The organism is Haladaptatus sp. DJG-WS-42 (assembly GCF_037198285.1).
Taxonomy (GTDB): Archaea; Halobacteriota; Halobacteria; order Halobacteriales; family Halococcaceae; genus QDMS2.
Genome location: NZ_CP147243.1, coordinates 453,234 through 478,614 on the forward strand (window position 1 = coordinate 453,234; position 25,381 = coordinate 478,614).

At 59.1% G+C, this 25,381-nt stretch carries 31 protein-coding genes and 2 tRNA genes; 13 read left to right on the plus strand and 20 right to left on the minus strand.

The features are described 5' to 3' along the window. Positions 1-9 precede the first annotated feature (9 nt). The 14 genes from rpsB to moaA form a co-directional block, all read right to left on the minus strand. Positions 10-786 (minus strand): 30S ribosomal protein S2, encoded by a 777-nt coding sequence (gene rpsB, locus V5N47_RS02470; protein ID WP_338729270.1) that lies wholly within the window; start codon positions 784-786, stop codon positions 10-12. Beyond that, complete coding sequence (gene eno, locus V5N47_RS02475; RefSeq protein ID WP_338729271.1) at positions 783-1,979, minus strand: phosphopyruvate hydratase; 1,197 nt, start codon at positions 1,977-1,979, stop codon at positions 783-785. The genes rpsB and eno overlap by 4 nt, the downstream gene beginning before the upstream one ends. Next, on the minus strand, positions 1,976-2,158 hold the full coding sequence (locus V5N47_RS02480) for a DNA-directed RNA polymerase subunit K (RefSeq protein WP_332900102.1): 183 nt from the start codon (positions 2,156-2,158) through the stop codon (positions 1,976-1,978). The genes eno and V5N47_RS02480 overlap by 4 nt, the downstream gene beginning before the upstream one ends. Continuing rightward, a complete protein-coding gene (locus tag V5N47_RS02485; protein ID WP_332899490.1) occupies positions 2,158-2,352 on the minus strand; it encodes a DNA-directed RNA polymerase subunit N in 195 nt (64 codons plus the stop codon). Before V5N47_RS02485 ends, V5N47_RS02480 begins: the two co-directional genes overlap by 1 nt. Positions 2,353-2,364: 12 nt before the next feature. Beyond that, on the minus strand, positions 2,365-2,760 hold the full coding sequence (locus V5N47_RS02490) for a 30S ribosomal protein S9 (protein ID WP_332899491.1): 396 nt from the start codon (positions 2,758-2,760) through the stop codon (positions 2,365-2,367). Beyond that, a complete protein-coding gene (locus tag V5N47_RS02495; RefSeq protein ID WP_338729272.1) occupies positions 2,754-3,191 on the minus strand; it encodes a 50S ribosomal protein L13 in 438 nt (145 codons plus the stop codon). Before V5N47_RS02495 ends, V5N47_RS02490 begins: the two co-directional genes overlap by 7 nt. After that, positions 3,188-3,538 carry a 50S ribosomal protein L18e gene (locus V5N47_RS02500; RefSeq protein ID WP_332899493.1) on the minus strand — a complete coding sequence of 117 codons (351 nt, stop codon included), beginning with the start codon at positions 3,536-3,538 and terminating at the stop codon, positions 3,188-3,190. The genes V5N47_RS02495 and V5N47_RS02500 overlap by 4 nt, the downstream gene beginning before the upstream one ends. 26 nt (positions 3,539-3,564) lie before the next feature. Then, positions 3,565-3,649, minus strand: a tRNA-Leu gene (locus tag V5N47_RS02505). Between the two features lie 120 nt (positions 3,650-3,769). Continuing rightward, positions 3,770-4,516 carry a DNA-directed RNA polymerase subunit D gene (locus V5N47_RS02510; RefSeq protein ID WP_332899494.1) on the minus strand — a complete coding sequence of 249 codons (747 nt, stop codon included), beginning with the start codon at positions 4,514-4,516 and terminating at the stop codon, positions 3,770-3,772. Positions 4,517-4,518: 2 nt separating this feature from the next. Further along, positions 4,519-4,905 (minus strand): 30S ribosomal protein S11, encoded by a 387-nt coding sequence (locus tag V5N47_RS02515; protein ID WP_338729273.1) that lies wholly within the window; start codon positions 4,903-4,905, stop codon positions 4,519-4,521. Then, the gene (locus tag V5N47_RS02520) at positions 4,902-5,432 is read right to left on the minus strand and encodes a 30S ribosomal protein S4 (protein WP_338729274.1); all 531 of its coding nucleotides are present in this window, start codon (positions 5,430-5,432) and stop codon (positions 4,902-4,904) included. The genes V5N47_RS02515 and V5N47_RS02520 overlap by 4 nt, the downstream gene beginning before the upstream one ends. A 3-nt stretch (positions 5,433-5,435) precedes the next feature. Next, complete coding sequence (locus V5N47_RS02525) at positions 5,436-5,927, minus strand: 30S ribosomal protein S13 (protein ID WP_338729275.1); 492 nt, start codon at positions 5,925-5,927, stop codon at positions 5,436-5,438. Between the two features lie 69 nt (positions 5,928-5,996). Then, a tRNA-Ser gene (locus tag V5N47_RS02530) sits at positions 5,997-6,081 on the minus strand. Positions 6,082-6,311: 230 nt separating this feature from the next. Then, positions 6,312-7,283: a GTP 3',8-cyclase MoaA gene (moaA, locus tag V5N47_RS02535; RefSeq protein WP_338729276.1), complete on the minus strand. Its 972-nt coding sequence runs from the start codon at positions 7,281-7,283 to the stop codon at positions 6,312-6,314. Between the two features lie 187 nt (positions 7,284-7,470). Between moaA and V5N47_RS02540 the strand changes: the two genes are divergently transcribed. Both V5N47_RS02540 and V5N47_RS02545 read left to right on the plus strand, forming a co-directional pair. Continuing rightward, positions 7,471-8,508: an Mrp/NBP35 family ATP-binding protein gene (locus V5N47_RS02540; RefSeq protein ID WP_338729277.1), complete on the plus strand. Its 1,038-nt coding sequence runs from the start codon at positions 7,471-7,473 to the stop codon at positions 8,506-8,508. Between the two features lie 2 nt (positions 8,509-8,510). Next, positions 8,511-8,720, plus strand: coding sequence for a hypothetical protein (locus tag V5N47_RS02545; protein ID WP_338729278.1), 210 nt, complete (start codon positions 8,511-8,513; stop codon positions 8,718-8,720). On the opposite strand, the gene V5N47_RS02550 is transcribed toward V5N47_RS02545, so the two are convergent. Together V5N47_RS02550 and V5N47_RS02555 are read right to left on the minus strand one after the other, a co-directional pair. Beyond that, on the minus strand, positions 8,717-9,658 hold the full coding sequence (locus V5N47_RS02550; protein ID WP_338729279.1) for a hypothetical protein: 942 nt from the start codon (positions 9,656-9,658) through the stop codon (positions 8,717-8,719). The genes V5N47_RS02545 and V5N47_RS02550 overlap by 4 nt on opposite strands. 56 nt (positions 9,659-9,714) lie before the next feature. Continuing rightward, the gene (locus V5N47_RS02555) at positions 9,715-13,077 is read right to left on the minus strand and encodes a PKD domain-containing protein (protein WP_338729281.1); all 3,363 of its coding nucleotides are present in this window, start codon (positions 13,075-13,077) and stop codon (positions 9,715-9,717) included. 184 nt (positions 13,078-13,261) lie between these two features. Here V5N47_RS02555 and V5N47_RS02560 point away from each other — a divergent pair, with 184 nt between their 5' ends. The 3 genes from V5N47_RS02560 to V5N47_RS02570 all read left to right on the plus strand — a co-directional run bounded on the left by V5N47_RS02560 (position 13,262) and on the right by V5N47_RS02570 (position 14,821). Continuing rightward, positions 13,262-13,447: a hypothetical protein gene (locus V5N47_RS02560; RefSeq protein ID WP_338729282.1), complete on the plus strand. Its 186-nt coding sequence runs from the start codon at positions 13,262-13,264 to the stop codon at positions 13,445-13,447. A 67-nt stretch (positions 13,448-13,514) separates the two neighbouring features. Further along, positions 13,515-13,847, plus strand: a complete 333-nt coding sequence (locus V5N47_RS02565; RefSeq protein ID WP_338729283.1) for a NifU family protein — start codon at positions 13,515-13,517, stop codon at positions 13,845-13,847. Positions 13,848-13,879: 32 nt separating this feature from the next. Further along, positions 13,880-14,821 (plus strand): biotin--[acetyl-CoA-carboxylase] ligase, encoded by a 942-nt coding sequence (locus V5N47_RS02570; protein ID WP_338729284.1) that lies wholly within the window; start codon positions 13,880-13,882, stop codon positions 14,819-14,821. Here the strand turns inward: V5N47_RS02570 and V5N47_RS02575 are convergent. The 3 genes from V5N47_RS02575 to V5N47_RS02585 form a co-directional block, all read right to left on the minus strand. After that, on the minus strand, positions 14,809-15,249 hold the full coding sequence (locus tag V5N47_RS02575) for a universal stress protein (protein ID WP_338729285.1): 441 nt from the start codon (positions 15,247-15,249) through the stop codon (positions 14,809-14,811). The two genes, V5N47_RS02570 and V5N47_RS02575, sit on opposite strands and share 13 nt — an antisense overlap. Positions 15,250-15,406: 157 nt before the next feature. Next, entirely contained in the window at positions 15,407-16,420 is a 1,014-nt protein-coding gene (locus V5N47_RS02580; RefSeq protein ID WP_338729286.1) for an amidohydrolase family protein, read from the minus strand. A 22-nt stretch (positions 16,421-16,442) separates the two neighbouring features. Beyond that, the gene (locus V5N47_RS02585) at positions 16,443-17,666 is read right to left on the minus strand and encodes an HD domain-containing protein (protein WP_338729287.1); all 1,224 of its coding nucleotides are present in this window, start codon (positions 17,664-17,666) and stop codon (positions 16,443-16,445) included. Positions 17,667-17,825: 159 nt separating this feature from the next. On the opposite strand from V5N47_RS02585, the gene V5N47_RS02590 reads away from it, so the two are divergent. The 8 genes from V5N47_RS02590 to asd all read left to right on the plus strand — a co-directional run bounded on the left by V5N47_RS02590 (position 17,826) and on the right by asd (position 24,207). Beyond that, positions 17,826-19,424 carry a Na+/H+ antiporter NhaC family protein gene (locus tag V5N47_RS02590; protein WP_338729288.1) on the plus strand — a complete coding sequence of 533 codons (1,599 nt, stop codon included), beginning with the start codon at positions 17,826-17,828 and terminating at the stop codon, positions 19,422-19,424. Then, positions 19,421-19,654 (plus strand): hypothetical protein, encoded by a 234-nt coding sequence (locus V5N47_RS02595; protein ID WP_338729289.1) that lies wholly within the window; start codon positions 19,421-19,423, stop codon positions 19,652-19,654. The genes V5N47_RS02590 and V5N47_RS02595 overlap by 4 nt, the downstream gene beginning before the upstream one ends. Before the next feature lie 55 nt (positions 19,655-19,709). After that, positions 19,710-20,699 carry a 2-phospho-L-lactate transferase gene (gene cofD / locus V5N47_RS02600; protein WP_338729290.1) on the plus strand — a complete coding sequence of 330 codons (990 nt, stop codon included), beginning with the start codon at positions 19,710-19,712 and terminating at the stop codon, positions 20,697-20,699. Next, complete coding sequence (locus V5N47_RS02605; RefSeq protein ID WP_338729291.1) at positions 20,700-21,434, plus strand: tRNA-dihydrouridine synthase; 735 nt, start codon at positions 20,700-20,702, stop codon at positions 21,432-21,434. Then, positions 21,431-22,261, plus strand: a complete 831-nt coding sequence (locus V5N47_RS02610) for a triphosphoribosyl-dephospho-CoA synthase (RefSeq protein WP_338729292.1) — start codon at positions 21,431-21,433, stop codon at positions 22,259-22,261. Before V5N47_RS02605 ends, V5N47_RS02610 begins: the two co-directional genes overlap by 4 nt. Further along, positions 22,258-22,821, plus strand: a complete 564-nt coding sequence (locus V5N47_RS02615) for a DUF447 domain-containing protein (protein WP_338729293.1) — start codon at positions 22,258-22,260, stop codon at positions 22,819-22,821. Before V5N47_RS02610 ends, V5N47_RS02615 begins: the two co-directional genes overlap by 4 nt. Positions 22,822-22,862: 41 nt before the next feature. Then, positions 22,863-23,048 carry a 30S ribosomal protein S17e gene (locus tag V5N47_RS02620; protein ID WP_338729294.1) on the plus strand — a complete coding sequence of 62 codons (186 nt, stop codon included), beginning with the start codon at positions 22,863-22,865 and terminating at the stop codon, positions 23,046-23,048. Between the two features lie 124 nt (positions 23,049-23,172). Beyond that, positions 23,173-24,207: an aspartate-semialdehyde dehydrogenase gene (gene asd, locus V5N47_RS02625; protein WP_338729295.1), complete on the plus strand. Its 1,035-nt coding sequence runs from the start codon at positions 23,173-23,175 to the stop codon at positions 24,205-24,207. 240 nt (positions 24,208-24,447) lie between these two features. On the opposite strand, the gene V5N47_RS02630 is transcribed toward asd, so the two are convergent. Further along, positions 24,448-25,359: a D-2-hydroxyacid dehydrogenase gene (locus tag V5N47_RS02630; protein ID WP_338730331.1), complete on the minus strand. Its 912-nt coding sequence runs from the start codon at positions 25,357-25,359 to the stop codon at positions 24,448-24,450. Positions 25,360-25,381: the final 22 nt, after the last annotated feature.

A 25,381-nucleotide genomic window follows, 5' to 3' on the forward strand; every position in this document is an offset into this window, starting at 1 on the left:
AAGGGCAGCTTAAATCTCGCTCTCGAAGTCGTCGAGGGCGTAGGACGGCTCTGCGCCGCGGCGGTCGAGCGTCTCGTTGGCAAGCAGCCAGTAGACGACCGACAGCGCTTTGCGACCCTTGTTGTTCGTTGGGACGACGAGGTCTACGTTGCTGGTCGAGTTGTTGGAGTCGCACATTGCGATGACCGGGATACCAACGGTGATGGCCTCTTTTACGGCCTGACTGTCACCGATTGGGTCGGTCACCACGACGACGTCCGGCTCGATGTAGCCTGCGTAGTCGGGGTTGGTCAGCGTTCCGGGGATGAAGCGGCCCGTGCGGGCACGTGCGCCGACGGCGTCGGCGAACTTCTCTGCCGGGAAGCGACCGTACTGGCGACTGGAGGTCACCAGAATCTGTTCTGGGTTGTAGCCCGCAAGGAAGTCCGCAGCGGTGCGGATGCGCTCGTCTGTTTTCGAGATGTCAAGGACGTACAGACCGTCGTCACGGACGCGGTGAATGAACCGCTCCATGTACTTGGTCTTCTGCTGGGTACCGATGTGGACACCAGCGGCGAGGTAATCCTCGACCGGGATGAGGAGGTCTGCCTCCTCCTGGTTGTCCATTACGTCCTCGTCAAGCACGGGGCTCTCTTCTTCGGCCTCTGCGGCCGGCTCTTCGTCATCTGCCTCTCGGACGTCCGTGTCGGGGTCGACCTCGGGTTCCGCACCGGCCTCGCCGGTCGGCTCCGTGTCGATCTCCTCCTCGGCCGCCTCGAGGCCTTCTTCTTGTTCGTTATCGCTCATGCGTTTGCCTCGATTCGGATGAGTTCGTTGAGTTTTGCAGTGCGCTCGCCGCCAACGGCACCGGTCTTTACGAACGGTGCGTCGGTCGCGACAGCGAGGTGTGCGATCGTCGTGTCCTCTGTCTCACCACTGCGATGGGAGATGACCGGGTCGTACCCGTTTCGGACGGCGAGTTCGACGGCGTCGAACGCGTCACTCAGCGTGCCAATCTGATTTGGCTTGATGAGGATGCTGTTTGCCGCGCCCATGTCGATGCCGTCGGCGAGTCGCTCGGTGTTGGTGACGAACAGGTCGTCCCCACAGATGAGCGTCTGGTCGCCGACTTTCTCGGTGAGCGCTTTGAAGCCGTCAAAGTCGTTCTCGTCGAGGGCGTCCTCGACGTACACGAGGTCGTAGTCAGTGACGAGGGAGGCGATGTAGTCTACTTGTTCGTCAGGCGTGCGCGTGACGTCTCCGTAGTGGTACTCGCCGTCTTCGAACAGTTCGGATGCGGCCACGTCGAGGCCGAATCGAATCTCGAAGCCAACGTCGTCTTCGACCGCGTCGGTTGCTTCGGCCATGATGTCGAACGCTTCGGCATCGTCAATCGACGGCGCCCACGCGCCCTCATCGCCTTTCGCTGCCGCAACGCCGCGTGCGGAGAGCAGTTCTTTGACCGTGTCGTGAACTGCCGCGTTCGCAAACACTGCGTCCTCGACGCTCGGTGCGCCGACGGGGGCCGAAAGGAACTCCTGGATGTACGTCGCGTCGGTGGCGTGTTCACCGCCGCCGATGACGTTGCCGAGGGGGACGGGGAACGAGTTTCCGCGGAACGTTCCACCGAGATGCTGGTAGAGGGGCGCGCCGAGCAAGTCGGCGGCCGCCTTTGCCGCGGCCATCGAAATGGCAACGGCGCTGTTTGCACCAAGCTCGGAGAAGTTATCCGTCCCGTCTGCAGCGCGCAGTGCTGCGTCAACGCTGCGCTGGTCGCCTGCGTACACCTTCCCGACGAGTCGGGGGATGGCGTGTTCCCGGGCGGCCGCGATGGCCTCTTCTACGGGGAGTTCGATGGCTTCGAATTCGCCTGTGCTCGCGCCACTTGGGGCGGCCGCACGGCCGAATCCGCCGCTCTCGGTGCGCACGTCTGCTTCGACCGTCGGGTTGCCCCGGGAGTCGAGAATCGCGCGTAAGTGAACCTCGGAGATGAGTGTCACTGCTTTGCACCTCGATTGACAGTGAAAGGCAGGACACCGGCGTCGAACTCCTCGGCTGCGATGAGAATCGGTTGGGATTCGTCCGTCTCGATGAGTACGGGCGCGCCGTACGACACCTGCAGGGCGCGTGCCCCGAGGATGCGTGCTTTTTCGTACCGGCTGTATCGTTGCATGGATATCACTGGTATGGGGCGACGACATCGACGAGGTCGCGGTGCGACACTAGCATGCGCCGACAGCAGAATCGGTCCAGCCCGAGGTCGTCGAGTACTTGTTCGGGGTCTTCATCGCCATCTAAGGCGCGTGCTTCGAATTCTTCCCAGTGTTCGCCGACAACTTTGCCGCACGTGAAACACCGGACTGGTATCATCATGGCGTGGTCACCTCAGCGGTAGGACTTCTGGTAGCGGGCACGAGCGCCAGGCCCGCCCCACTTCTTTGGTTCAGACTGGCGAACGTCGTTCACCAGCAGGGAACGGTCGAACTCCATGAACGCGTCGCGGAGTTCGGCGTCCGCAGAGTGCTCAACCAGTCCACGCGCGATGGCGGTGCGGACTGCGTCGGCCTGTCCGACGACGCCGCCGCCTTGCACGTGCACTTCGATGTCGACCGAGTCGCGCAGGCCTTCGGAGATGCGGAACGGCTCCAGCATCTTGAGGCGGGCGAGCTCTGGTTCGACCAGTTCGACTGGCTGGGAATTGATACGCACACGACCCTCGCCTGCTTTGACCGTTGCACGGGCGATGGCCGTCTTCTTCTTACCACTCGTATTCGTTACCATGTGACGTTGGCCCCCAGTTTTTCGCTCACTTCGCCCAGTTGGACGAAGCGAATGTTCGATAAGCGGTCGAGCGACGTGCCTTCAAGCACTTCGCCGTCTTCGTCGTACGGGTTACCCACGTAGACGCGGACGGATTCGAGCGCCTCGCGGCCACGCTGCGTTTTGTATGGCAGCATGCCGCGGATGGCGCGCTTGAAGATCATGTCGGGACGCTTTGGGTAGTATGGGCCCTGGTCAGAGCCGATCTCTGCGCGTTTTTCGTAGACCGAGAAGATGTCCTCTCGGCCGCCAGTGATGATGGTTTCTTCTGCGTTCACCACGGCAACGCGCTCGCCGTCTAAGGCGAGCTGGGCGACCTGACTGGCCACCCGACCCATGATGCAGTCGCGGGCGTCGACGATGACGTCGACGTCAAATTCGGCTGCGCTCATTGAATCACCCGGATGTTCGTTCCGTTGGGGTTCTGTTCTAGAATCTGTTCCAGCTTGACTGGCTCACCGACTTGCTTGATCTTCGTCTCTGCGGACGACGAGAAGTCGACTGCAGCGACGGTGACCGACTTTTGAAGGACACCACTGCCGAGCACCTTACCGGGTACAACGACGGTTTCGTCCTCTTTGGCGTACCGCTCGATACGGCCCAGGTTGACCTCTGCGTGGTTACGCCGGGGCTTTTCGAGTCGGTCAGCAACATCGCTCCAGATGTCGGCACCCGAATCACGGGCGGTCGACTTCAGGTCGGCGATGAGACTGGCGAGCCTCGGATTCGTCTTACTCATAATATCGCTCCTGATGGAAAACTGAGTGCAGGGGGCAGGATTTGAACCTGCGGACTCCTACGAGACAGCGCCCTGAACGCTGCGCCGTTGGCCTGACTTGGCTACCCCTGCTCGCATGCATGTGTTTTGGGTTGGCCTTCAAACCTGTTTCGATTGCACACCCGGTCCTGCCGGTGGTTTTGTGGGCAGGCGTCCGGGTTTGAATGTGGTTTGAAGGGATCATTGGTCTGCTTACAGTTGGACTGCTTCTTCGAGTTCTGCGGCGCGGTCGCCGAGACTGTCGGCGGCGGCGAGGACGAGGTCTGCGACGGTGAACGACCCGTCGGTTTCGACGTCGAACACGAACGCGTTCGGGACGTCGGTGACTTCGACTTCCTTGCCGGGATACCGCTTCGAGAGGTCGTGGTCGAACTCCTCAGTGCCGACCAGTTCTCCGTCTTCTTCGATTACACCACGAAGGATGTTCGGTTCGTCATCTTCGAACTCGCCTGCGTCGCCGACGACTTCGACACGCTGGAGGTGTCGGTAGCCAACGGCCACCCCACCTTGGAACTTCGCGTGGGATTTGCCGGTGTCGAGAACCGCGTCGGCCTCGAATTCGAGGCGCTGGCTCTCTTTGAGTTCGACGATGGGGACGTTCTGGTCTGCGGGCTGGACGAGGTCGTCCGCCGAGACGAGGTCGCCCGAGTAGGCCGTTGCCGGACCTTTCACGTCGAGGCTCAGAGTGACGGTGTCACCGAGCTCGAACTCACCGATTGGCGAGGTGAGCGGGACGAGGCCCAGTCGCAGGGCGATCATCTCGTCGAACATCACACTCGAGTTCTCGATGAACCGAACCGTGTCGATCGACAGCGTGGGCACGTCCGTAATCATCGCGCGGCGGATGCCGTTTGCGAATGCCGGGGTGACCCCACGGACGAGGAATCGCGACCTGCGATCCGTGTAGTCGATGAACTCCACTTCGTAGTCGACAGCCATTGTTAGAACCCGCTGTTCTTAGGGGCACGAGTGCCGTCGTGCGGAATTGGCGTTACGTCTTCGATGCGGCCGATTTCGAGGCCGGCACGGGCAAGCGCGCGGATGGTCGCCTGTGCGCCGGGGCCTGGGTTCTTCTGGAGGTTGCCACCGGGGCCGCGCACGCGGACGTGCAGGCCAGTGATACCAGCGGCGTGAATCTCCTCTGCAACCGTCTCAGCCATCTGCATCGCCGCGTACGGGGATGCTTCGTCACGGTTCTGCTTGACCACGGTACCACCGGACGATTTGACAATCGTCTCAGCGCCCGTCTGGTCGGTTACCGTAATGATGGTGTTGTTGAACGATGCGTAGACGTGGGCAATGCCCCATTTTTCTTCTTCAGAACTCATTGTTGGTCCTCCGAACGCTCAGGGTGCAGGTCGTCTGCAAGTGGGCTGGTCTCGTCGAACGCGACCGAATCCTCGTCTGTGACCGACACCTTCGCCGATGGCGCGGTGACGCGGCTCCCGTTCACGGTGACGTGACCGTGGACGATGAACTGACGGGCCTGCTTTGGCGTGTGACCGAGGCCTTTGCGGTAGGCAATCGTCTGGAGACGACGTTCGAGCACGTCGTTCACGTCGAGACTCAGGACGTCGTCAAGGCTGTCGTCCTCAGAGAGGACGCCGATGCGCTTGAGACGGGCGAGGAACTGGGAACCGCGCTCGGTTGCGAGTTCCGTGTCGCCCTGCGTCTGCCCGAGCAGTTCGCGGGCTTCGCGGCGGTAGTTACGCAGTTCCGACTGCGCCTTCCAGAGTTCTTCTTTGTTCTTCAGGCCGTAGCGACCGGCGAGCCCGTGCTCTTCGGCGATGCGCTCGCCCTGGAACGGGTGGTTCGGGGTTTCGTAGAACTTCGTGTTCTGTCCGGGAAGCGACATTTATTACTCCTCCTCCTGTTTGATGGCTTCGATGTTGACACCGATGGTCCCCTCCGAACGCCCCGTGGACTTGGTGCGCTGACCGCGGACTTTCTGTCCGCGCTTGTGGCGTGCGCCCTTGTAGGAGTTGATCATCTTCATCCGGTTGATGTCACGCGTTCGCGTGAGGTTCACGTCGTTACCGGTGATGTGTTTCGTCTCGCCCGTGTAGAAGTCGCTCTGACGATTCGTGAGCCACACTGGCACTTCGTCTGCGTACTCCTCTACGAGGGAGACAATCGATTCAATCTCATCGTCCTCGAGGCGGCCGAACGTGGAACGTCGGTCGATGTCGGCTTTTTTCGCGATGATGCGGGCCGTCCGTCGGCCAATGCCGTTCATCTCACTCAGTGCACGCTCGATGCTCTTCGTACCATCGAGGTCTGTCTGTCCGATCCGAACGAAGTATCTGATGTCGTCTTGTTCTTCGTCCGTGGTGGGTTCTTCTGCACTCATTGTTGCTGAATGGTTGATGAAGCAACTTCGTTGCTTCGGTCGAAAGTGTCCGTTTTTGGACGTTCGAGACGTCGTGGCGGGGATTCGAACCCCGGAGGCTTGACGCCACAGAGTTAGCAACCCTGCGCCTTGGGCCAGACTTGGCTACCACGACCTGCGCTCAGTATCTTCGCCCAGTTGGACTCGGGGCCTATGCCCCTACAGCTATTCGCTTACACTGGTACAAATCCGGTTAGGGTACTTAAACACAACGAAAGCAACCCGACCGACCGTCATGCTGTCTCACGGCAAACACGGGTGAAAATAGCCAGACGTTCCTCGAATCGTTCGCTACTAGAACAGTCCCAATTTTAAACAAGAAACAGGGTTTGAGCAGGCCGGCACTCAGACGCCGACCGTCTTCTCGGGGAGGTACTTCTCGTTTACCACCCACTCACCATCTTCTTCGACGAGATACTCGCCGTAGTACGGCACGCGATTCGCCACGACTTCGCGGAACGCCGAACGAATCTCGGCTTTGGTCATCTCACCCATCGGCCGAAGGTCGTCGTTTCGGTTGAGACACCCCTTCAGATATCCTTCGTGCGTCACGCGCACGCGATGACAGTTTGCACAGAAGCTCTTGTTCCCGACCGGGTCAACGATTTCGACCATGCCCTTCCCGATATAGTAGCGCTTTCTCCCGTGCATGTTTCGGCGTTCGATGCGGTCTGCCTGCTCTGCGAGCCAGTCGTGAACCCGCCCGATGTCGATAGCCCACTCGTCGTGGCCAGTCAGTTCCGGCATGTACTCGATGAGCTGGAGTTGCAGACCCTCGTTTTCAGCAACGTGGTCTACCATCTCAGGGACGTAACCCGCTGTCTGCTTGAACACGACCATGTTCAGCTTCACGGGGTCGAGCCCGGCGTCGAGCGCCGCTTGCACGCCTTCGAGCACGCGGTCGTAGGCACCACTTTTCGTAATTTCCGCAAACTCCTTCGGGTCGAGGGCGTCCTGTGAGACGTTCACCCGCGCGAGACCAGCTTCTTTGAGCGCCTCCGCCCGTCCTGGTAAAAACGTCCCGTTCGTCGTCAGCGACACCTCCATCGAGTCGGGTGTGCGCCGGATAATCTCCTCTAAGTCTTCGCGCAACATCGGCTCCCCACCCGTGAACTTCACCTTCTCCACCCCAAACTCCGTTACGACCTCCAGAAAGCGAACCACCTCATCCGCGCTCATCTCGTTTTCTTGCGGATCCATCGGCCCGCGCGTGTCCCCGAGCCCCTCGTTGTGGCAGTAGACACAATCAAAATTACACCGGTCGGTCAGCGAAATCCGCACACCGGATACCTCGCGGCCAAAATCGTCCGTGAGCATATGACACACTTCTCGTGCGTCCGCATAAGTTGGCGGGGCAAATCGGCTACAGTGTAACCATAAACAGTTACGTCTTCAGGTGTCTTGCAACGAGAGCACGTTTCGAATCCACGTGTGAACCGACACAACTCCGAATCGGTCTGGGCCTTCACAAGCCTTATCGCCCCGTCACGATGTACGTGCGACCATGGACAAAGCGGACATCCTCGACCTCCTGCGACGGGTAGACGACCCTGATCTCGGCGACGATATCGTCTCGCTGAATCTCGTAAACGAGGTCACTATCGACGCAGACGACACCGTCCACATCTCACTCGCGCTCGGTGCACCCTACTCTCCGAACGAAACAGAAATCGCCGCTCGTGTACGCGAAATTCTCGCAGCAGAAGGCATTGAGCCAGAACTCACCGCAGACGTAGACCGTGGTATCACCGCAGAAGAAAGCATCCTCCCGAACGTCAAGAACATCATCGCCGTCGCCTCCGGCAAAGGCGGCGTCGGGAAATCCACGGTCGCCGTGAACCTTGCCGCTGGCCTCTCCCAGATGGGCGCGCGCGTCGGGCTCTTCGACGCGGACGTGTACGGCCCGAACGTTCCGCGGATGGTCGGCTCGGACGAACGCCCGAAAGCCACCGCCGAGGAGAAAATCGTCCCACCCGAGAAATTCGGGATGAAGCTGATGAGCATGGCCTTCCTCACTGGCCAAGACGACCCAGTCATCTGGCGCGGCCCAATGGTCCACAAACTGCTCACCCAACTCTGGGAGGACGTCGAATGGGGCCACCTCGACTACATGATTATCGACCTGCCACCCGGCACCGGCGACACCCAACTCACCCTCCTCCAAACCGTCCCCGTCACCGGCGCAGTCATCGTCACGACCCCACAGGAGGTTGCCCTTGACGACGCCCGAAAAGCTCTCCGGATGTTCGGCAAACACCAAACACCCGTTCTTGGCATTGTCGAAAACATGAGTTCCTTCCGCTGTCCAGACTGCGGCAACGACCACTCCATTTTCGGCGAAGGCGGCGGCGAGCGCTTCGCAGAGGAAGTCGAGATGCCGTTCCTCGGGAAAATCCCACTCGACCCGCGCGTCCGCACGGGCGGAGACGAAGGCAAACCCGTCGTGATGGACGAAGACTCAGCGACCGGCGACGCATTCCGTGAGTTCACGGAGAATACTGCCACGAACGTCGGGGTTCTACTTCGCCGACGGATGCAATAACCATGGTCGAACCGGACACCGAGCGGATGGACACGCTCCGCGAAATCGCAGACGAGGTGCGCGACGGGTCGGACGAAGCCGACAAGATTTCGGCGCTCCTGTACCGCGTAAGCGACCTCTACGACCCAGCCGAGGAGACCACACCACAGGACATCTACCTCAACATGAAGTTCATCCTGCAAGTGGTCGAACGTGGCACGTTAGAACGCTAGAGCCAGCGTTTTAGCAACGCGAATCCGACGAGCAGTGCGCCACCAAAATACGCCAGTGGAACGTCGTAGAACGACTGCCCACCACTCACCTGCATCGCCAAACTCTGCTGGCCTGATTCATTTTCGTAGGTGTACGGGTCCGACGCCCATGGTGGCATCCCAGGCTCGTACGATTCGTTCCACATGCTGGTGTTCTTCCCGGCTTGCCCGACAAAGCCAACCTGGTCGTACGCGGTGGACTCATCAGACATGTTCTCGTCATAGAGGCGGGCTTCGCCTTTAATGACAGAGCCGCGTTCGTCGAGGAGTTCTACTTTGATTGTTTTGTTGCCGTAGGGGCCGGGAGATGCGAGGTAGAAGCTCCCCTCTGTTCCAGTGGTGTGAACCAGTAAGCTCGCACCATAGAGTTGATTTCCAGGATTCTCTATGGTCACATAGGCAACTGACGAGGGTTCTCCATCGACCGTTCCATTTGCAATTCGAACGTTCGTGATCTGTGGAGAGGGTATTTCAGGCGAATTGGCCGCATCAATGGGATAGGTTACATAGAAATTTGTCGAATTTTCGAATGTTGCGAACGTGATTTCATGTTCGTTTTTTTGAACGTTGAATCCCTGGGTGATGTTCCATGAGTGAGACCAAGTTTCGCCTGGTGCGATTTCAAATGAAGATTTGTTAAATATTCGCTCATCTACCTCAACGAGAGCACCTGTAGAGACTGTCCGACTAGTGGGGTTATATGCAGTTGTTGATACTATTCGAGTTGATTGATTAAACGAAACCTCAAATCGAATTCCTTCGAACGAAGTTATCACTCTAACGTCATCGTTTGAATCGCCTCCATTCATGGCTGTAATTAGTGGGGAAGATCCACTTACAGCAGCCACTGGCGCTGCACAAAGCGCCAAAGTAGCGACGACAATAGCAAGTCGTTTCATTAATAGAGAATATTATCTTACTATTACTTATTTAATTAACGTTCTAAATTCAAATATTATACACAATGACGGACTGCCCCTGATTGTGTATTACAATTTCCTGTCGAACCACCATTCGACAACGAATCGATGATTTCTTGTTTCGATTTTGCGCCAGAAGCACGATAGGTTTGCGTCGAATCTTGTGAAACCACTCTCGTTTTCTCGCCAGTTTTTGAGCTACGATATTCGACAACGTGGTCATTCGTGACCGTGGCAGTGGTCTCGATGACATTTGCTTCGTCGCCGTAGTGGTCGTACCACGCATCCGTAACACCGATCTGTTTTGTCATTACCCACTCAGTCGTGGGTTCAGTGTCGCCGATGCGATACTCACTAGAGAGCTTTGAGAGTGACTTTGCAGTGGCTGGATTCGTAGTTGTTTTGTAATGTTGCCATTCGTACTGCGCCGATTGTGAGAGAACGGTACGCTCGGCGATATACGACGTTGTCGTCTCCTGATGTTGCTCTTCGTATCGATACTCGTACTGCGTTTCGTAGTCTGCAGAGTCGATTTTCTCTTTCCGAGTGTCCCCCGTGAAATCGTCTCCCCACGAACGCTTACTTGTCGCCCAGTAGGTTTCTGTTTCTTCGTCGGTGTAGGTGTAGCGCTCGCGGGACGGAAGACAAATCCCATAACCGATACAGCGCGATGTGGTTCGGTACCCGGTGCGTTCAACGGTGTATTCGTGCTCGTACTCTTTGAGGAGTCTGTAGTCTGCGTCGTCCACTTTGACCTGCCGTGTATTACCAGTAAATTCGCCACGGCCGCTTTGACTATCTCGCCACTCCGTTTCAACGGTCGTCCAGCGCTCGATATGGCTCGAAGTTCCTGCAGTACTCCAACTTGGATTTGACCGAAGGAACACGTCTCGGTATCGACGAGTCCCGAACGATTCCGTCTGCGTCGTGTATTGTGCGTCTTGAATTTTCTCCAGATGCTCAATCGTGTACTCGGTTCCCGTGTTCGACTCTCGTGTGACCGTATACCCATCAGCGAGACGGGCATCACGAGAACTTTCTGAGAGTGCCGTCACTTGCCGAATCCGTGGCTTCTGGACGTGATACGAGACGTTTGAGACAGAGATATTGGTGGGGTAGATTCGTGATATGTAGAGGGTATTTACCTCGGGAATTTCCGCCGTTGAGTGAGCACGTTCTGGGTTTGCTTCATTGTAAATTACAACCTCTGTCTGTTCCCCATTTGTTAGCTCAGACGCTGGTATTTCGATTATCGCAGTTCGCCACTCCGAACGTAGCTCATCCGTATCGTACGTTCCATTTTCAGCGGCTTTCTGTGGGTCGTAGACCTTTCGATTCCATGAGACAATGGTTTCGTCGGCTCCAACTACGTCAACCCCGAGTGAAACATTGTACGTACTCTTGGTGAATTTGAACGGTGCAGACTTAACTCTAAATCTAACCGTCTCGTTGGCGAAGTATGGTCCGGTCGAAATTTCTTCTATTTCACCTACGTTCGGTGCAAAGTAATCGTGGAAATTGTATGAGCGAGACTCGGTATTATCTAACCGGTCAATTACTGTGATCTTCGCAAGTTCGAAAGAATCAAACTTGGCTGTAGAGTTATCCGCTGTGATTGGGACTGCGCCTTGAGACCAGGTATAGCGCAATTTTGATCCGTCAGGGTCGAACGAATTGCTTGCATCAACGACGATACCCCAATCAGGCTTATAGAAGCCAGTACCGTCATAGATTACTTCAATACGGAGTTCCGGGTCGCTTGGAGTGATTTCAAGTATATTCGAAGTAGACCCGCTGAAAATTTCTGAGTTTGAACTGCGCGTAGACACAGACCATGTTTGCTTTATCTCAAACGTTCCAGGAACATTGGCAGCCCAATAAGAATGAATTGTAAGGACGTCAGTTTGTGGATTATAGTCGCGAATACGGCGATAATCACTTTGTTGTAATTCAAACTTTTCCGAATTTTCATAGTGGCCACTAGACACATCGAAATCATCCGGGTCGACGCCGTTCAAGTCCACCTCCAACACATGATGTGCTGCGTAGCGACTGGCATTGATTCGGGTATGGTACGAATCGACTGGTGTATTCACAAACTCGCTACTGAGAACAACCGGTTTGCCGACTGGTGTGACGACTTGGGAAGTAGTCGAAACCTGCCCCTTCGAATCCACAGCTCTGACGGTAATGGTTTGATTCTGTTGTGTTGTTACACGCTCGCTGAATCGAAGATCGAGCTGCGCTCCACTATTTGGATTGGCCAGTCTGGTTGCTTGCATCGAGGTTGAATCTATTTGTGTGCCATCTACGGACACTGACACAGACTCGAGGTTTCCGTATGCGTCCGACCCGGAGGCAAGCCCAGTAATCGACCCGAACCATTGCAGCTGTGAGAGTGTGACGTTTGGCTGTGGGTCAGCAACAACGCGGGTTGTTGAATCGTCGAATCGAGCGATGTTCTCAGAGCCATCGGTGTACGTGACGATTGCGAAAAGCGAGTGGTCACCCGGAGTCCACGTCAGGTTCTGTGTTGTGCCAGTGGCGGTGACAGTACCGTCTTTGTACCAGGACACGCGGTCGACCGCGTTTGCAGTGCCGGTCAGCGTGATCGAATAGGAACCACGGAGTGGGCGCGCACCAAGAACGGTCTGCGGGCCAGAAATCGTGGGAGTGCGACCAGACGCGAGAGACCGTGGCGGTGTGTTGGCTTCATCCGACGGAGACTTGCCATCAGTGGTGTTTCCACCGCCCGACGAGGGTACGGAGGTTGCCTGAATCGCCCATGTATCAGAGGCGGTCAACCCATCGTGGTCGTATACGGTCGCACGAACGGTGTGTGAACCAATCGTTCCAAAGGTTGTAGACAGCGTATTCGTTGGCTGTCCAGCAGAGAGTGAACGATTCGTAACAACTCGGCCGTCGACCGTCCATACAATATGAGAAAGTGGGGCACCTCCCCGCGAGATGGTTGCATTGGTTGTGGCAGCAGTTCCGGCTTCGATAGTCTGCACACCAGCGAGTGTCACGTCTGGTGGATTTCCTGTTTCGACGGTGATATAGAGCGTATCAGTCCGCTTCGCGCCCGCATCGTCGGTGACGGTGACTGAGACAGTGTATTCGCCAGTTTGGGTGGGGCGAAATTCAGTGCGCGCGCACGAGCGACAGCGCGGAGCGAGGAGTGTCCCATTCGGAGCGTAGATTTCCCAGTCGTAGGCAGTAAGTTGCCCGTCTGGGTCGCGTGAGCCGGTCGCGTCGAGTTGGACAACAGTGCCACGCGAAACAGTCTGATCGAGACCTGCATCTGCGAGTGGCGCTTCGTTCGTCGGTGACAGAGCGACCACCGGTGAAATGAGCGACAAGACGACCACGATAGCGAGAGCGACTGAGCGTATCATATCGGAATTGTCAGAAATTACAAACGCTATAGTTTATAAAATTTAACATTCGCGTATTATTTAATTTACAGTGTTTAGACCAATTCTTGGGAGAGTTATCGAAGAGAGAAATGTACGTCGGAAAATCGGACACTGCGCAAGGATATTCCGCTCATTTTTACCCACCCGCCCCTACCGATGAGGTATGTCTGTCTACCGCGGGATTCTCTTCCGGGCATTCGTCGCGGGTGTCATCGCGTTCGCGTTGGCGACGGCAATCGGGATGCTCACCAAAGATTTTGCAGCGAGTTTTCCAAGCGGGCTTGGCGTCGGAATTGGAGTTGCGCTCTCGATTGCCCTGACCGGCCTCTGGCTCGCCCGCGGTGGGTGATAAATCGGGTAAAACAGGCCGCTTACGGGGGCGAAACGCTATATTTCCAGACTCCCTCCGTTCAGCCATGAGCACAGAGACGCAAGCGACAGAAGACGACGTGCGAGAACGCATCCGGTTGTTCATGATGCGAAACTTCCCGCAGATTCAGATGCACGGTGGGAGTGCAGCGATTCAGGACTTAGACCTCGAGAACGGTGAGGTCTCTATCTCTCTGGGTGGGGCGTGCAGCGGTTGTGGCATCTCTCCGATGACGGTGCAGGCGCTCAAACACCGCCTCGTCGCTGAGATTCCAGAAATCAACGCGGTCCACGCCTACACCGGGATGGACAGCGCGCCGAGCATGCCGTCCTTTTCTGGACAGGATGATGACGAGAACCGCCCACAAGCACCCTTCTAAACGCCTTTCTATGTTCCGGCTATACACCGGTTATGAACGATACGAGAGCGCGCGTGCTGGCTGCGCTCGCAGACGGCTCGCTCTCCGGGCCTGAGCTCGCCGAAAAGCTCGAGATTTCGCGGGCGGCCGTCTGGAAACACGTCGAAGCGCTTCGCGAGGCCGGATTCGTAATTGAGAGTGATGGAGACGGCTACGTTCTCACGGAAATTCCCGAATACGGCGGCCCCGCCGTCGAATTTGGCCTCGACGCCCCCTACAGCATCGAATATCACGAGTCGATTGATAGTACGAACCGGCGGGCGCGTGAGCTGGCCAAAGAGGGCGCAGAAAACGTCGTCGTGCTCGCAGACGAGCAGACAGGGAGCCGCGGGAGACTAAATCGCGACTGGCAAGCACCCGCCGGTGGCGTCTGGATGAGTCTCGTACTCCGGCCCGAACTTCCGACAGCTCATGCGCCCCTGTTGACGCTCGCTGCCGCCGTTGCAGTCACAAAAGTTGCACGAGAGGCGGGCGTCGAAGCCGTCATCAAGTGGCCAAACGACGTGCTTGTTTCGACAGCCGACGGCGAGAAGAAGCTCTGTGGCATCCTCACTGAGATGGCGGGTGAAGCAGACCGTGTCTCGTGGGTCGTCGTCGGCATTGGCATCAACGCAAATTTGGATGCAGACGAGATTCCAGAGACAGCGACGAGCCTCCAGCTAGAAGGTGAAACGGTAAACCGCCGAATCGTGGTGCAGCGCGTTCTTGAGGAGTTTACTGTCCTCGCAGCCGATACGGACGCAATCCTGCCTGCGTGGCGTGAATATGCGCTCACGCTCGGCCAGTATGTGCGCGTAGAAACGGCAAACGGCGACGTACTCGGCGAGGCAGTGGACGTAGAGTTCCCGGGGACGCTGGTGTTAGAAACAGAAGACGGCACGGTCCGCATTTCGGCGGGTGAGTGCGAGCACCTCCGGCCGGTTCAGTCGCGCTGAGAGGTGACGCGGACGGTCAACACCGGAGTATCGGACGTTCGCACGACTTTTTCTGCCACACTCCCCAGCAGCAGGCGGTCGATACCGCCCCGACCGTGGGTACCCATGAATATCAGGTCACAGTCCTCATTTTTCGCATAACGGACGATTTCTTTACTCGGTGAGCCTTCGAGGAGAACACGCGTTACCGGAACGCGGCCGTCGATGAGTTCTTCCAGCCTGTCGAGTGCCGTATCGCCCTCGTTCGAGAGCATTTCGCTCACGCCGTCCCACGAGGTTTCCATCGGTAAATTCGCGAAACTCGCCGTGTTGATGACGTAGACAGCGTGAATTGTGGCATCGTGGACCTGTGCGAGTTGCACGACTTGTTCGACGACGCTGTCAATGCCGTCAGAACCATCCGTTGGAACGAGAATGCGCTCGTACATCGTGTTAGTCGATAACACATTCAGTCCGACGACTCTTAACTGTTGTAGCGACGGTGACGGTTGAGACTTGTAGATATATTTGAAAACCAAAAAGTTTGGCTCTGGTCGAGCAGTTGTCAGAAGCTATATTCCAAATTTGTAACCTGTTGCCACGCGGTTAGAGATGGACGGATTTTACGTCGCTCGCGCCAGCTCGCCGGACGACGGCTCTGACGACGTCTTTGGCACCGGTGAGGTTATCAGAATCACCGTCGAGCACCTGCAACTTTGCTGGTCGGCCCGTTTCGAGCACACCGTAGTCGAGACCAGCGATTTCGGCCCCGTTGATAGTTGCCATCTGCAACACGTCGGTCGCGGACACGTCTGCGAGTTTCGCGGTGAACTCCATCTCGCGGAACATCGAGGGGCTGTTGAGCATCACGTTGTCCGTGCCGAGGGCAACCGTCGTTCGCTCGCACCACTCTGCAATTGGTGGGATACCGACGTTCGTGACGAGGTTCGACCGCGGGCAAACGACGATTGGGATATTGTTGTCTTCGACCCGTTCAAAGTGAATCGGCTGCGGGTGTACCATGTGGACGAGAAAATCCGGGTCTAAGTCGAGCGCCGGGTTGATGTCGAGTTCGTCGCGTTCACCCGCGTGGATGCCGAACAGCTTGCCCGCTTCCCGTGTGGCAGTTCGTTCGCTCCCAAATTCCGCGTCTCTCGCGCCGCTCGCACCGTAGCCGTCGCTGGCGTCCATCGCCGCAAGCTCTTCACGACCGAGGATGACGGGTTCGACCGGCTGGGCGCTCGCGGCTTCGCGGAGCGCTTCGACGCCGTCCGTGCCGCCTTCGCGGAATTCGATGAACGCCGCGGTCCCGGTCTGTTGCATAAAGGAAATCGACCGGCGCATCGCGGCGATGAGTTCCTGCTGGTCTGCGGCTCTGAGCAGGCGGTGTTTCAGGCCGTCCGGTGGGGCGACGAGTTCGTCCAGTGAGAGGCCGCCGCCGGCTTCTTTCGCAATCGAGTCGCCGATGTGGGTGTGGGCGTTTACGAACGCCGGGAGGATGATGTCTGTCGAGTCCGTGGGTGCTTCTTCGATAGCGGTGATTTCGCCGTCTTCGACGACGAGTCGCCCTTCGATGGGGTCGAACGACCGCCCGCGCAGAATCGTCCCTGTGAGTTCCATAGACGAGTGATTCGAGGCCATCTTATTCAAACTCGTCAAGTCGCGCGTGGATGCCGTGGCGCACGTCTTGGACGAGCGCGCCGTCGATGTCGAGCCCAAGTTCTCTGACGGCAGCGTTTCCGACGCGTTCTGCGACCGACGCTGGCGCATAAACGCCAAAACGCCACTGGTCGCGTTGGGCGGTTTCGAGCGCGCCAACGAGTGTCGATTGCTGGTCAAGTGGGCGGATTTCCCCGTTCACGATGACCCGTGTCGAGGACTCTTTCATCTTCGGTCGGGACGGAATGTCGAGGAGCACTTCGTCTACATCAACTTCGGCTTGGACCGCGATTTCCGTCTCCCACTCGTGGATTTGCTCGCGGCTTGCGTCGATGACGTCGTCGGCAACGTCGCGCATCTCCGCCCAGATGCCGCGTTTGTAGAGGTCGCGGTAGCTGAGGCGGTCTGCGAAACCGCGGGTTCCGTCGAAGGTGCGGAGCGCGACGATGAGGTCGTGGTCGTCCATCCGGCGAAGAGTTTCGGGCGTGACGACGTCGTTTTCGAGCAGGTGTTCGGTCGCGCGCCGGAGCATCGTCTTCCCGATACGAGCGACGTGGTGGTTGTAGACGGTCGGATTCATCAACGCTCGCGCGAGCAGCAGACTCTCTGCGGTCTGGACGTTTCCCTCTGCAAGGACGAGTTCGCCGTCGACGAAACGGAGTTCGCGGACGAGTCGGCCGTGGTCGATTGTGCCGTAGGGGACGCCCGTATGGTGGGCGTCGCGCAGGAGGTAGTCCATGCGGTCGACGTCAAGTTCGCCCGAGACAACTTGGCCAAGTTCGCCGTCGCCCGCGACGAGGTCTGCGACCTTGTCTGGGTCGAGGTCGTGGGCTCGAAGGATGTCGCCGACGGTCCCCGTGTCGAGCAGTTCGTGCACGTCGTCGTGGTACTTGCCCGTGTGGTGTTCGATGATGGATTCGATGTTGTGCGAAAACGGCGTATGACCAACGTCGTGGAGTAAGGCAGCTGCCCGAACGCGTTCGGCCTGTCGGCCTTCGACACGCAGGTGGCGCAGGGCTTGGGTGGCGAGGTGGTAGACGCCGAGGCTGTGTTCGAATCGTGAGTGGTTCGCAGAGGGGTAGACCAGCCCCGCCGTGCCCAACTGCTTTACGTGGCGTAACCGCTGGACTTCCGGGGTGTCGAGTAAGTCCTGGGCAACGCCCGCCACCTCGATGTGGTCGTGGACGCTGTCCTTTATATGCTTCATACGCCCCCGTTCGGCGGCTTGGTACAAAACATCGCGGCCGAGAGAATCGCCGGGGAACTGGCAAGTCGTGTACACTGTGACCACACAACATTCAATTCGATGAGGTTTAGCAGGAAAAAATAGGCAGATTAAAACCGGCACACTGGTTAGCCCGGCTTGATGCCTAGTGACAAACAAGCCGGGTCTGACGAGCTCGATGAGACCCTCCGCCAAGAGTTGGCAGAGGGGTCATCAGCCCGATCGGGTCCAACCTTAGAGTTCTACGGAGGGAAGTGGATGAGCGCCCTTCCGATTGGATTGTTCATCGTGTGGGCCATCTTCCAAAGTGGCCTTCTCGGAATCGGTGACACGACAGGACTTTCGATTGGGATGCTCGTCTCCCTGACCGTCGGGATGCTGTTCGTCAAAGGCGACTGGAAAGAGTACGCGAACGTCATCTTCGAGGGCATGACCCGCCGCGTCGCGGCGACCGCCATCGTCGCGTGGCTCTGGGCAGGTATGTTCGCCCAGACGCTCCAAGACGGCGGCTTCGTGGACGGCCTTGTGTGGGCCGCACAGGTCATGCCTGTGAGCGACGCGCTCTTGCCCCAACTGTTCCCCGCCGTGACGTTCATCCTCGCCGCATTGCTCGCAACCGGTATCGGAACGGGATACGGGACGACCATCGCCTTCACTGGCCTGTTCTTCCCCGCTGGCCTCCTGCTCGGGGCGAACCCCGTGCTCCTGTTCGGCGCAATCCTCTCCGGCGCGGTGTTCGGGGACAACCTCGCACCCGTGAGCGACACGACCATCGTGAGCGCCGTCACCCAGGACTCAGACATCGGTGGCGTCGTCGCCTCCCGGTTCAAGTACGCCTTCGTGGCCGCCGCGCTGGCGTTCACCGCGTACATCATCATGGGCCTGTCGATGCCCGGAATCGACATCGGGCAGAACGCCCAACAACTGCTCGAAGCGCAGAGTAATCCGCTCGGCCTCGTCCACCTCATCTCGATGGGCGTCGTCATCGTGACGGCAATCCGCGGCCGCCACATCGTGGAAGCCATCTCGTGGGGTATCTTCACGGCCATCGCCGCGAGCCTCGCGTTCGGGCTTGCCTCTGTTCAAGACATTCTCGTGTTCAACGCGCCCGAAGGCGCACCGTTCGCCGCCATGCTCGACGTGCTTCCGTTCGTCCAAGTCGTCGAAGAAGGGACGGGCGTCGCCGGCAGCCTCGTCACTGGGGCCTCTGGCTTCTTCCCGCTCATCGTCCTGACGCTGCTCATCGTCGCCGGTGCGCAGGTCATGATTCGCGGTGGTGGCTTCGAAGCCCTCCAGAACCTCCTGCTCAACGTCGTCGCCACGAACGTCCGGCGCGCGGAGACGACGATGGTGCTCGGCACGGCCTCCGTGAACGCGATGATCACGATTAACACCGCGGCTGAAATCGCCATTGCGCCGTACATCTCGCGCATGGGCGAGAAGTTCAACATCAACGGCTACCGCCGAGCGAACATCTTAGACGCGAACACCTCCGCACTCGGGTACATCTTCCCGTGGGCAGGTGGCGTCCTCGTCGGCGTAACCCAGATGGAGCAACTCGCCGCAAACAACGGCGAATTTGCGTGGTTTACCCAAGAGATGGTCGTGAACGCCATCTCCGTGGTGCCGTTCGTCTTCCACGGCTGGTTCCTCGTCGGCGTGTTCCTGCTCGCTGCGCTCACCGGCTACGGGCGCGAATACATCCCAGATCGTGAATCGAAGGAGGTGGCTCGCGTATGAGTTTCCTCTCTGACCTCTTTCGGACTTCGACGCCGTCGTTCGACCCCGGCGACGAGTTCTCGGTGTTCATCACCGGATTCAACCACAGCGGTGCCGTCGCCCGCGTTGGTGACACCATGCTCTACGTCGATGGCGCGACGCAGGCACACGTAGACCAGAAAGTCACGGTTCGCGTCACCGCCTTCGACGAAAGCACGCACGAAGGCGAAGCCGAACTGCTCGACAACTAACTTCTCCCGCCTTTCGAGGGCAGTGTTTAACCCACCGGCCAGTCACCACTCTGGCATGGTCACGTTTCTCGCAGGCGGCACGGGAACACCCAAGCTTCTCTCGGGTGCCGATGCCGTCTTTTCGCCCGCAGACACCACCGTCGTCGGCAACACCGGCGACGACGTGGAACTCGGCGGCCTCCTCGTCTGCCCCGACATTGACACCGTCCTCTTCTCGCGAGGCGGCGTCCTCGACACCGAACGGTGGTGGGGCATTAAAAACGACACCGAAGAGACGAATCGCGCGCTCCACGACCTCGCAGAAGACGCGGGCTTCGCTCCCGGTCCGCGCTATCTCCCCGCCGACACACAGACCGACGGCAGACGACTCGCTCGCTGGCGACGATTTTCTGGTGTCGGTGAGTTCATGACCATCGGAGACCGCGACCGCGCGGTACACATCACCCGGACGAGCCTCCTCGACGAAGGCCACTCGCTGACCGAAGTCACACAGACGCTCGCAGCCGCCTTCGACGTAGACCTCACGGTCCTGCCGATGAGCGACGACCCCATGGCGAGCATCATCCACACAGACGAAGGCGAAATGCACTTTCAGGAGTTCTGGGTCGGTAAACGTGCCGAACCGGAAGTCGAGCGCGTGGAGTTCCGCGGAGCGGAGGACGCCCGCGCGACGCCTGCCGTCCTCTCAGCCCTCGAAAATCCCGTCGTCATCGGGCCGTCGAATCCCGTCACGAGCATTGGCCCGATGCTCGCCATCCCCAAAATCCGGGACGCACTCGCGGAGACAACGGTCGTCGCCGTCTCGCCATTCATCGAAGACACGGTATTCTCCGGGCCTGCGGGCGACCTCATGGCTGCGTCGGGCTTCGACCCGAGTACGGCGGGCGTTGCAGAATCCTACCCGTTCGCGGATGCGTTCGTCCTCGACACCGACGACGACACCCCACTCGACCGCCCAACCGTGAAAACGGATACACGCATGGATACGCAAGCGGACGCCACCCGCGTCGCAGAGGCCGTCGCCGCCGCGTTGGAGGTGGCCTGAATGTTCGAACCGCGTGTCGCGCTCGCCAGCCTTTCGGGAGAGTCGGACGCCGCGTGGGCGCGCGAGGGGTCTGCCAACGCCGGAGCCGCGTTCCTTGGTGGCGTTTCTCTTGACGAACAGACGCGCAATGCGGCCAGCAAACTCGTCGCCCGTGACCGAACCGAGTTCCTCCCGGACGACCCGCTCGCGTTCATCGACGGAGAGTTGGCTGCCCTTGCAGACGCGGCGCTCGTGCCTGCAGTGAACGTCCGAACCGTCACGACCGAACCACTCCACGAGGCTGCACAACTGTGTGTTTCCCACGACGCCATCCTCGAACTCAACGCCCACTGCCGACAAGCCGAGATGTGCGCGGTGGGCGCAGGCGAAACGCTCCTTGCGGATACCGACCGACTCTGTGAGTACGTTTCTGTGGCAGCAGAGACGGGCGCGACGGTGAGCGTAAAGGTTCGCGCCGAAGTCGAAGGCGTCAACCTCGAGGAGACGGCCAAACGAGTTGACGCCGCCGGAGCCGACATCCTCCACGTCGATGCGATGGACTCAGAGGCCGTCATCGCGGAGGTGGCCAAGTCCGACCTGTTCATCATCGCCAACAACGGCGTGCGCGGTACGGAGACCGTGAGAGAGTACGTCGCCTACGGTGCGGATGCGGTGAGCGTCGGGCGGGCGAGCGACAATCCGACGGTCATGGCACGGGTTCGCCACGCGGTCGACCAGTTCGGAGGTGCGCGATGAGAACCCCTGCACAGAACGCCGAACTCGCCTTGCTCCTCGAAGTGGCCAGTACGCCAAAACCGGGCAACGTAGACCGTCACCGTGATTATGATGACCTGCGCTTCGAGCACTTCCTCGCCGGGGCCGTCGGGGCGCAAAACGGCCTGCAACTGGCCGCCGAGGGCGAGCCACTCGGCCACGCCTTCGAGCGAGCGGTGTCGGGCATGGCGGAGCAACGCGGCGGCAACACCCAGTTCGGGGCGTTGCTCTTGCTCATCCCGCTCGTACAGGCGTCGACCGGTGAGTTCTCGCCAGCGGCGACTCAGCGTCTCGTGAGAGAGACGACGATTGAGGACGCAGCGAACTTCTACCGCGCGTTTGAGCACGTGGACGTGTTCGTGAGCGACCCCCCAGAAGACGCAGACGACCTCGACGTGCGCCGTGGCTCACAGGCGATTCCGACGCTCGAAGCCCGCGACGTTACGCTCTACGACGTGATGGAGATGAGCGCCGAGGGCGATGGTGTCGCCCGCGAATGGACGACCGGCTTCGAACGCTCGTTTGCGGGCGCAGAGCGCCTGCGCCAGTTGTCGGGGCCGATTACCGACCGCACCGCGACCCTGTTCCTCGAACTACTCGCCGCCGAACCGGACACGTTCGTCGAAAAACACCACGGCGAAAAGGTGGCTGCCGAGGTGAGAGAGCGCGCCCAAGCCTATTTACGGCGGAAAGCAGACCCTGAGAAATTGGCAGACCAGTTCGTCAAAGAGGGCATCAATCCGGGAACCACTGCTGATATCGTGGCCGCGGCGCTGTTCATCGCGCTCGAACGAGGCCTGCAGGTATGACGTGGCCAGTCGAACTGCGCGGCGTGACCGAATCGCTCGTCACGACGCACGGGCCGAACGGGAAGTGGAACGTCGCCGCGCTTGGCCTCCACGCTGGGTCGCCGGTGACCGCGCGCACCTACGGGCGGACGCGCACATGGCGCAACTTCCACGAGGAAGGCGAGGGCTACGTCCAGTTTCCGACCGACCCTGTGGACTTCGTCGATGGCGCGCTCTCGGTGTACGAGGTTGGCGACCCGGTTCTCGACAGCGCGGCGGCGTGGGCGCGCGTCGAAGTCGAGCAGGTCGATTCGATAGAGCAGGGGGACATCACCGTCGAAACGTGGGCGTTAACGCCGCTCGAGTCGAAAGTCGAAGCAGAATCCGTACCGACCATCAATCGCGGGTTCAACGCGGTCATCGAGGCAACAGTGGCCGCCTCACGCCTCGACGTGCCCGAATACGACACCAAAACACTCACAGCACGGCTCGAATATCTGGCCGACGTGGTTGCGACGTGCGGTGGGCCACGGGAACACGAGGCACTCAATCGCCTGCAATCGCACGTTTCGTGGGAGTGAGAACGAACGTTTTTAGTCGCTGAACGGGGAACCAGACGGTAATGGCAATCAAACCCGCCTACGTCAAGAAGACCGGTCACCAACTGATGGAGCAGTACCCAGACGCCTTCAACACGGACTTCGAGCACAACAAGGACACCGTCGAAGAACTCACCAACATTGAGTCCAAAAGCGTCCGTAACCGCATCGCCGGGTACGTCACGCGCAAAATCAAGACCGCCGTATAAGCCGTTCTCATCTCTCCGCGTTCCCCCTCGTAGAGTGCCTGCTGTCGCTCGATTGACAGCCGTGTGTATGTAACACATGCAGGTTCCACAATTGTTTTGAAGGGCCCTCTCTCTACGTCAGGTGATGACTGTCAAGGTAGGCATTCTCGGAGCCACCGGTGCCGTAGGGCAGCGGCTTATCCAACTCTTAGAACCGCACGACCAGTTCGAAATTGCCGCGCTCACCGCAAGCGAAACCAGCGCGGGTAGAACGTACCGAGACGCTGCAAAGTGGCGCGTGAACACCCCAATTCCAGACTCCGTTGCAGACCTCACCGTCTCCGACACGACGCCCGACGACGTCCCGGACGACGTTGACCTCCTGTTCTCTTCGCTTCCGTCCTCCGTCGGCGCGGCCGTCGAAGAAGGCTTCGCGCAAGCGGGTTACATCGTCTCCTCTAACTCCTCTAACTGGCGGATGGCCGCAGACGTGCCGCTCATCATCCCCGAAGTGAACGCAGACCACCTCGGCCTGCTCGAAGTCCAACAGGACAATCGCGGCTGGGATGGCGCAATCGTGAAGAATCCGAACTGCTCGACGATTACGTTCACCCCGACGCTCGCCGCGCTCGCAGACTTCGGCTTAGAGCGCGTCCACGTCGCCACCCTCCAAGCCGTCTCCGGAGCGGGCTACGACGGCGTCACGTCGATGGAAATCATCGACAATGCCATCCCGCACATCGGCGGCGAAGAAGAGAAGTTAGAGACCGAATCACGCCGCCTGCTCGGCGAGTTCGACGGCGCGGAAGTCTCGCTTCACGACGTGGAAGTGTCTGCCTCGTGTAACCGGATTCCGACGCTCGACGGCCACTTAGAGAACGTCTGGGTCGAAACCGCAGACGAACTGACCCCGGAGGCGGCGGCGACCGCGATGACCGAATATCCCGGCCTCGACCTTCCGCTGTCGCCCGACCCGTTCATCCACGTCTTTGAGGACGACGAACGACCACAGCCACGCCTCGACCGCGACCTCGGCGACGGCATGAGCGTCTCCGTTGGCGGGCTGGCTGAATCTACGTTTGGGTTGCAGTACAACTGTCTCGCGCACAACACCATCCGTGGGGCCGCAGGCGCGAGCGTGCTGAACGGCGAGCTTCTTCTCGATAAAGACTATCTCTGAAAGAAAGAAGGGCGTTCCGTGTTCATGTATTGACCCCTGTTCACGGCGTGAACGTTGAACAGTGAATGAGTATATCGTCTGTTCGATTGTAGTAGAAAATGCATCCGATTGCAATTGGGGGATTGTGGCCGGATTGCTCTGCACGTGTATCGCGGTTTCCACAGTTCAGAAGGGGTAGGGAGTCGGGTTCAGTGTCTCTAGCAACGCAGGACATCGGAGAAACCTTGGGGGAGGTCTGCTCTAGATGACCTGGTTTTTAAGGGTGTTGCCAACTCCAACGTCGGATATTCGGTTGAGATTTCTTGCCACAATTGCAGCGACTCTATCGTAGTAGGCAGGCGTATACCCGGAGTTATGCGGCGTGATGAGTACATTCGAGAAGCCCCAGAGCGGATGGTCTTCTGGCAACGGCTCTGGGTCGGTCACGTCGAGGGCTGCCCCGCGAAGCTTGCCGAGGCGAATGGCGCGAACCATCGCATCCGTCTCCACGACGGGGCCGCGGGCAACGTTCACTAAAACCGCCGCTGGTGGCAGCGTCGCGAACGCCTCGCGGTCGATAAGCCCGCGCGTTTCATCGGTGAGCGGGCAGGCGAGCACGAGGTACTCCGTCCGCGCGAGTGCCTCGTGGAGGTTATCGAAGCCGAACACTTCGTCGGTCGGGCCGCCTTTTTCCGGTGTGTAGCGGATACCGAGGGTTTCGACGCCGAAGCCCTGCAGGCGTTCGACGACCGCCTGCCCAATCGCACCGAGGCCGACGATGGTGATGGTCGAGCCTTTGAGTTCGCGAGTTTTGTAGTGTCGCCATTCGCGTTCCTGCTGGCGACGCCATCCTTCGGGGAAACGCCGGGCGAGCGCGAGCATCGACGCGACGACGTGTTCGCCGATGTTTGGGCCGTGAACACCGGAGGCTGTCGTGACGGCGATGTCTCTGGCTTCGAGTTTGTCGAGCGGCAGATGATTGTAGCCTGCGAAAACGCACGCGAACAGTTCTAAGTCTTCTGCGGCGTCTAACAGGTCGTCGTCGATGACGCCGCCGGTTGCGACCGTGGCGTGTTTGATGAGCGTCCGCTCTTCTGCGGGCGTCTTCGCCACGGCGATGTCGGCGTCTGGGAGTTGTTCGCGAAGGGCGTCTGCGTACTGTTCTACGGGCATCCCGTGGACGCACCGGCGAAGC

Excerpts from the sequence above, each read along its gene's own strand:
- rpsB (WP_338729270.1), bottom strand. The coding sequence starts at position 786 with ATGAGCGATAACGAACAAGAAGAAGGCCTCGAGGCGGCCGAGGAGGAG.
- V5N47_RS02485 (WP_332899490.1), bottom strand. The coding sequence starts at position 2,352 with ATGATGATACCAGTCCGGTGTTTCACGTGCGGCAAAGTTGTCGGCGAA.
- V5N47_RS02490 (WP_332899491.1), bottom strand. The coding sequence starts at position 2,760 with ATGGTAACGAATACGAGTGGTAAGAAGAAGACGGCCATCGCCCGTGCA.
- V5N47_RS02495 (WP_338729272.1), bottom strand. The coding sequence starts at position 3,191 with ATGAGCGCAGCCGAATTTGACGTCGACGTCATCGTCGACGCCCGCGAC.
- V5N47_RS02500 (WP_332899493.1), bottom strand. The coding sequence starts at position 3,538 with ATGAGTAAGACGAATCCGAGGCTCGCCAGTCTCATCGCCGACCTGAAG.
- V5N47_RS02510 (WP_332899494.1), bottom strand. The coding sequence starts at position 4,516 with ATGGCTGTCGACTACGAAGTGGAGTTCATCGACTACACGGATCGCAGG.
- V5N47_RS02515 (WP_338729273.1), bottom strand. The coding sequence starts at position 4,905 with ATGAGTTCTGAAGAAGAAAAATGGGGCATTGCCCACGTCTACGCATCG.
- V5N47_RS02520 (WP_338729274.1), bottom strand. The coding sequence starts at position 5,432 with ATGTCGCTTCCCGGACAGAACACGAAGTTCTACGAAACCCCGAACCAC.
- V5N47_RS02525 (WP_338729275.1), bottom strand. The coding sequence starts at position 5,927 with ATGAGTGCAGAAGAACCCACCACGGACGAAGAACAAGACGACATCAGA.
- moaA (WP_338729276.1), bottom strand. The coding sequence starts at position 7,283 with ATGCTCACGGACGATTTTGGCCGCGAGGTATCCGGTGTGCGGATTTCG.
- V5N47_RS02540 (WP_338729277.1), top strand. The coding sequence starts at position 7,471 with ATGGACAAAGCGGACATCCTCGACCTCCTGCGACGGGTAGACGACCCT.
- V5N47_RS02545 (WP_338729278.1), top strand. The coding sequence starts at position 8,511 with ATGGTCGAACCGGACACCGAGCGGATGGACACGCTCCGCGAAATCGCA.
- V5N47_RS02550 (WP_338729279.1), bottom strand. The coding sequence starts at position 9,658 with ATGAAACGACTTGCTATTGTCGTCGCTACTTTGGCGCTTTGTGCAGCG.
- V5N47_RS02555 (WP_338729281.1), bottom strand. The coding sequence starts at position 13,077 with ATGATACGCTCAGTCGCTCTCGCTATCGTGGTCGTCTTGTCGCTCATT.
- V5N47_RS02560 (WP_338729282.1), top strand. The coding sequence starts at position 13,262 with ATGTCTGTCTACCGCGGGATTCTCTTCCGGGCATTCGTCGCGGGTGTC.
- V5N47_RS02565 (WP_338729283.1), top strand. The coding sequence starts at position 13,515 with ATGAGCACAGAGACGCAAGCGACAGAAGACGACGTGCGAGAACGCATC.
- V5N47_RS02570 (WP_338729284.1), top strand. The coding sequence starts at position 13,880 with ATGAACGATACGAGAGCGCGCGTGCTGGCTGCGCTCGCAGACGGCTCG.
- V5N47_RS02575 (WP_338729285.1), bottom strand. The coding sequence starts at position 15,249 with ATGTACGAGCGCATTCTCGTTCCAACGGATGGTTCTGACGGCATTGAC.
- V5N47_RS02580 (WP_338729286.1), bottom strand. The coding sequence starts at position 16,420 with ATGGAACTCACAGGGACGATTCTGCGCGGGCGGTCGTTCGACCCCATC.
- V5N47_RS02585 (WP_338729287.1), bottom strand. The coding sequence starts at position 17,666 with ATGAAGCATATAAAGGACAGCGTCCACGACCACATCGAGGTGGCGGGC.
- V5N47_RS02590 (WP_338729288.1), top strand. The coding sequence starts at position 17,826 with ATGCCTAGTGACAAACAAGCCGGGTCTGACGAGCTCGATGAGACCCTC.
- V5N47_RS02595 (WP_338729289.1), top strand. The coding sequence starts at position 19,421 with ATGAGTTTCCTCTCTGACCTCTTTCGGACTTCGACGCCGTCGTTCGAC.
- cofD (WP_338729290.1), top strand. The coding sequence starts at position 19,710 with ATGGTCACGTTTCTCGCAGGCGGCACGGGAACACCCAAGCTTCTCTCG.
- V5N47_RS02605 (WP_338729291.1), top strand. The coding sequence starts at position 20,700 with ATGTTCGAACCGCGTGTCGCGCTCGCCAGCCTTTCGGGAGAGTCGGAC.
- V5N47_RS02610 (WP_338729292.1), top strand. The coding sequence starts at position 21,431 with ATGAGAACCCCTGCACAGAACGCCGAACTCGCCTTGCTCCTCGAAGTG.
- V5N47_RS02615 (WP_338729293.1), top strand. The coding sequence starts at position 22,258 with ATGACGTGGCCAGTCGAACTGCGCGGCGTGACCGAATCGCTCGTCACG.
- V5N47_RS02620 (WP_338729294.1), top strand. The coding sequence starts at position 22,863 with ATGGCAATCAAACCCGCCTACGTCAAGAAGACCGGTCACCAACTGATG.
- asd (WP_338729295.1), top strand. The coding sequence starts at position 23,173 with ATGACTGTCAAGGTAGGCATTCTCGGAGCCACCGGTGCCGTAGGGCAG.
- V5N47_RS02630 (WP_338730331.1), bottom strand. The coding sequence starts at position 25,359 with ATGCCCGTAGAACAGTACGCAGACGCCCTTCGCGAACAACTCCCAGAC.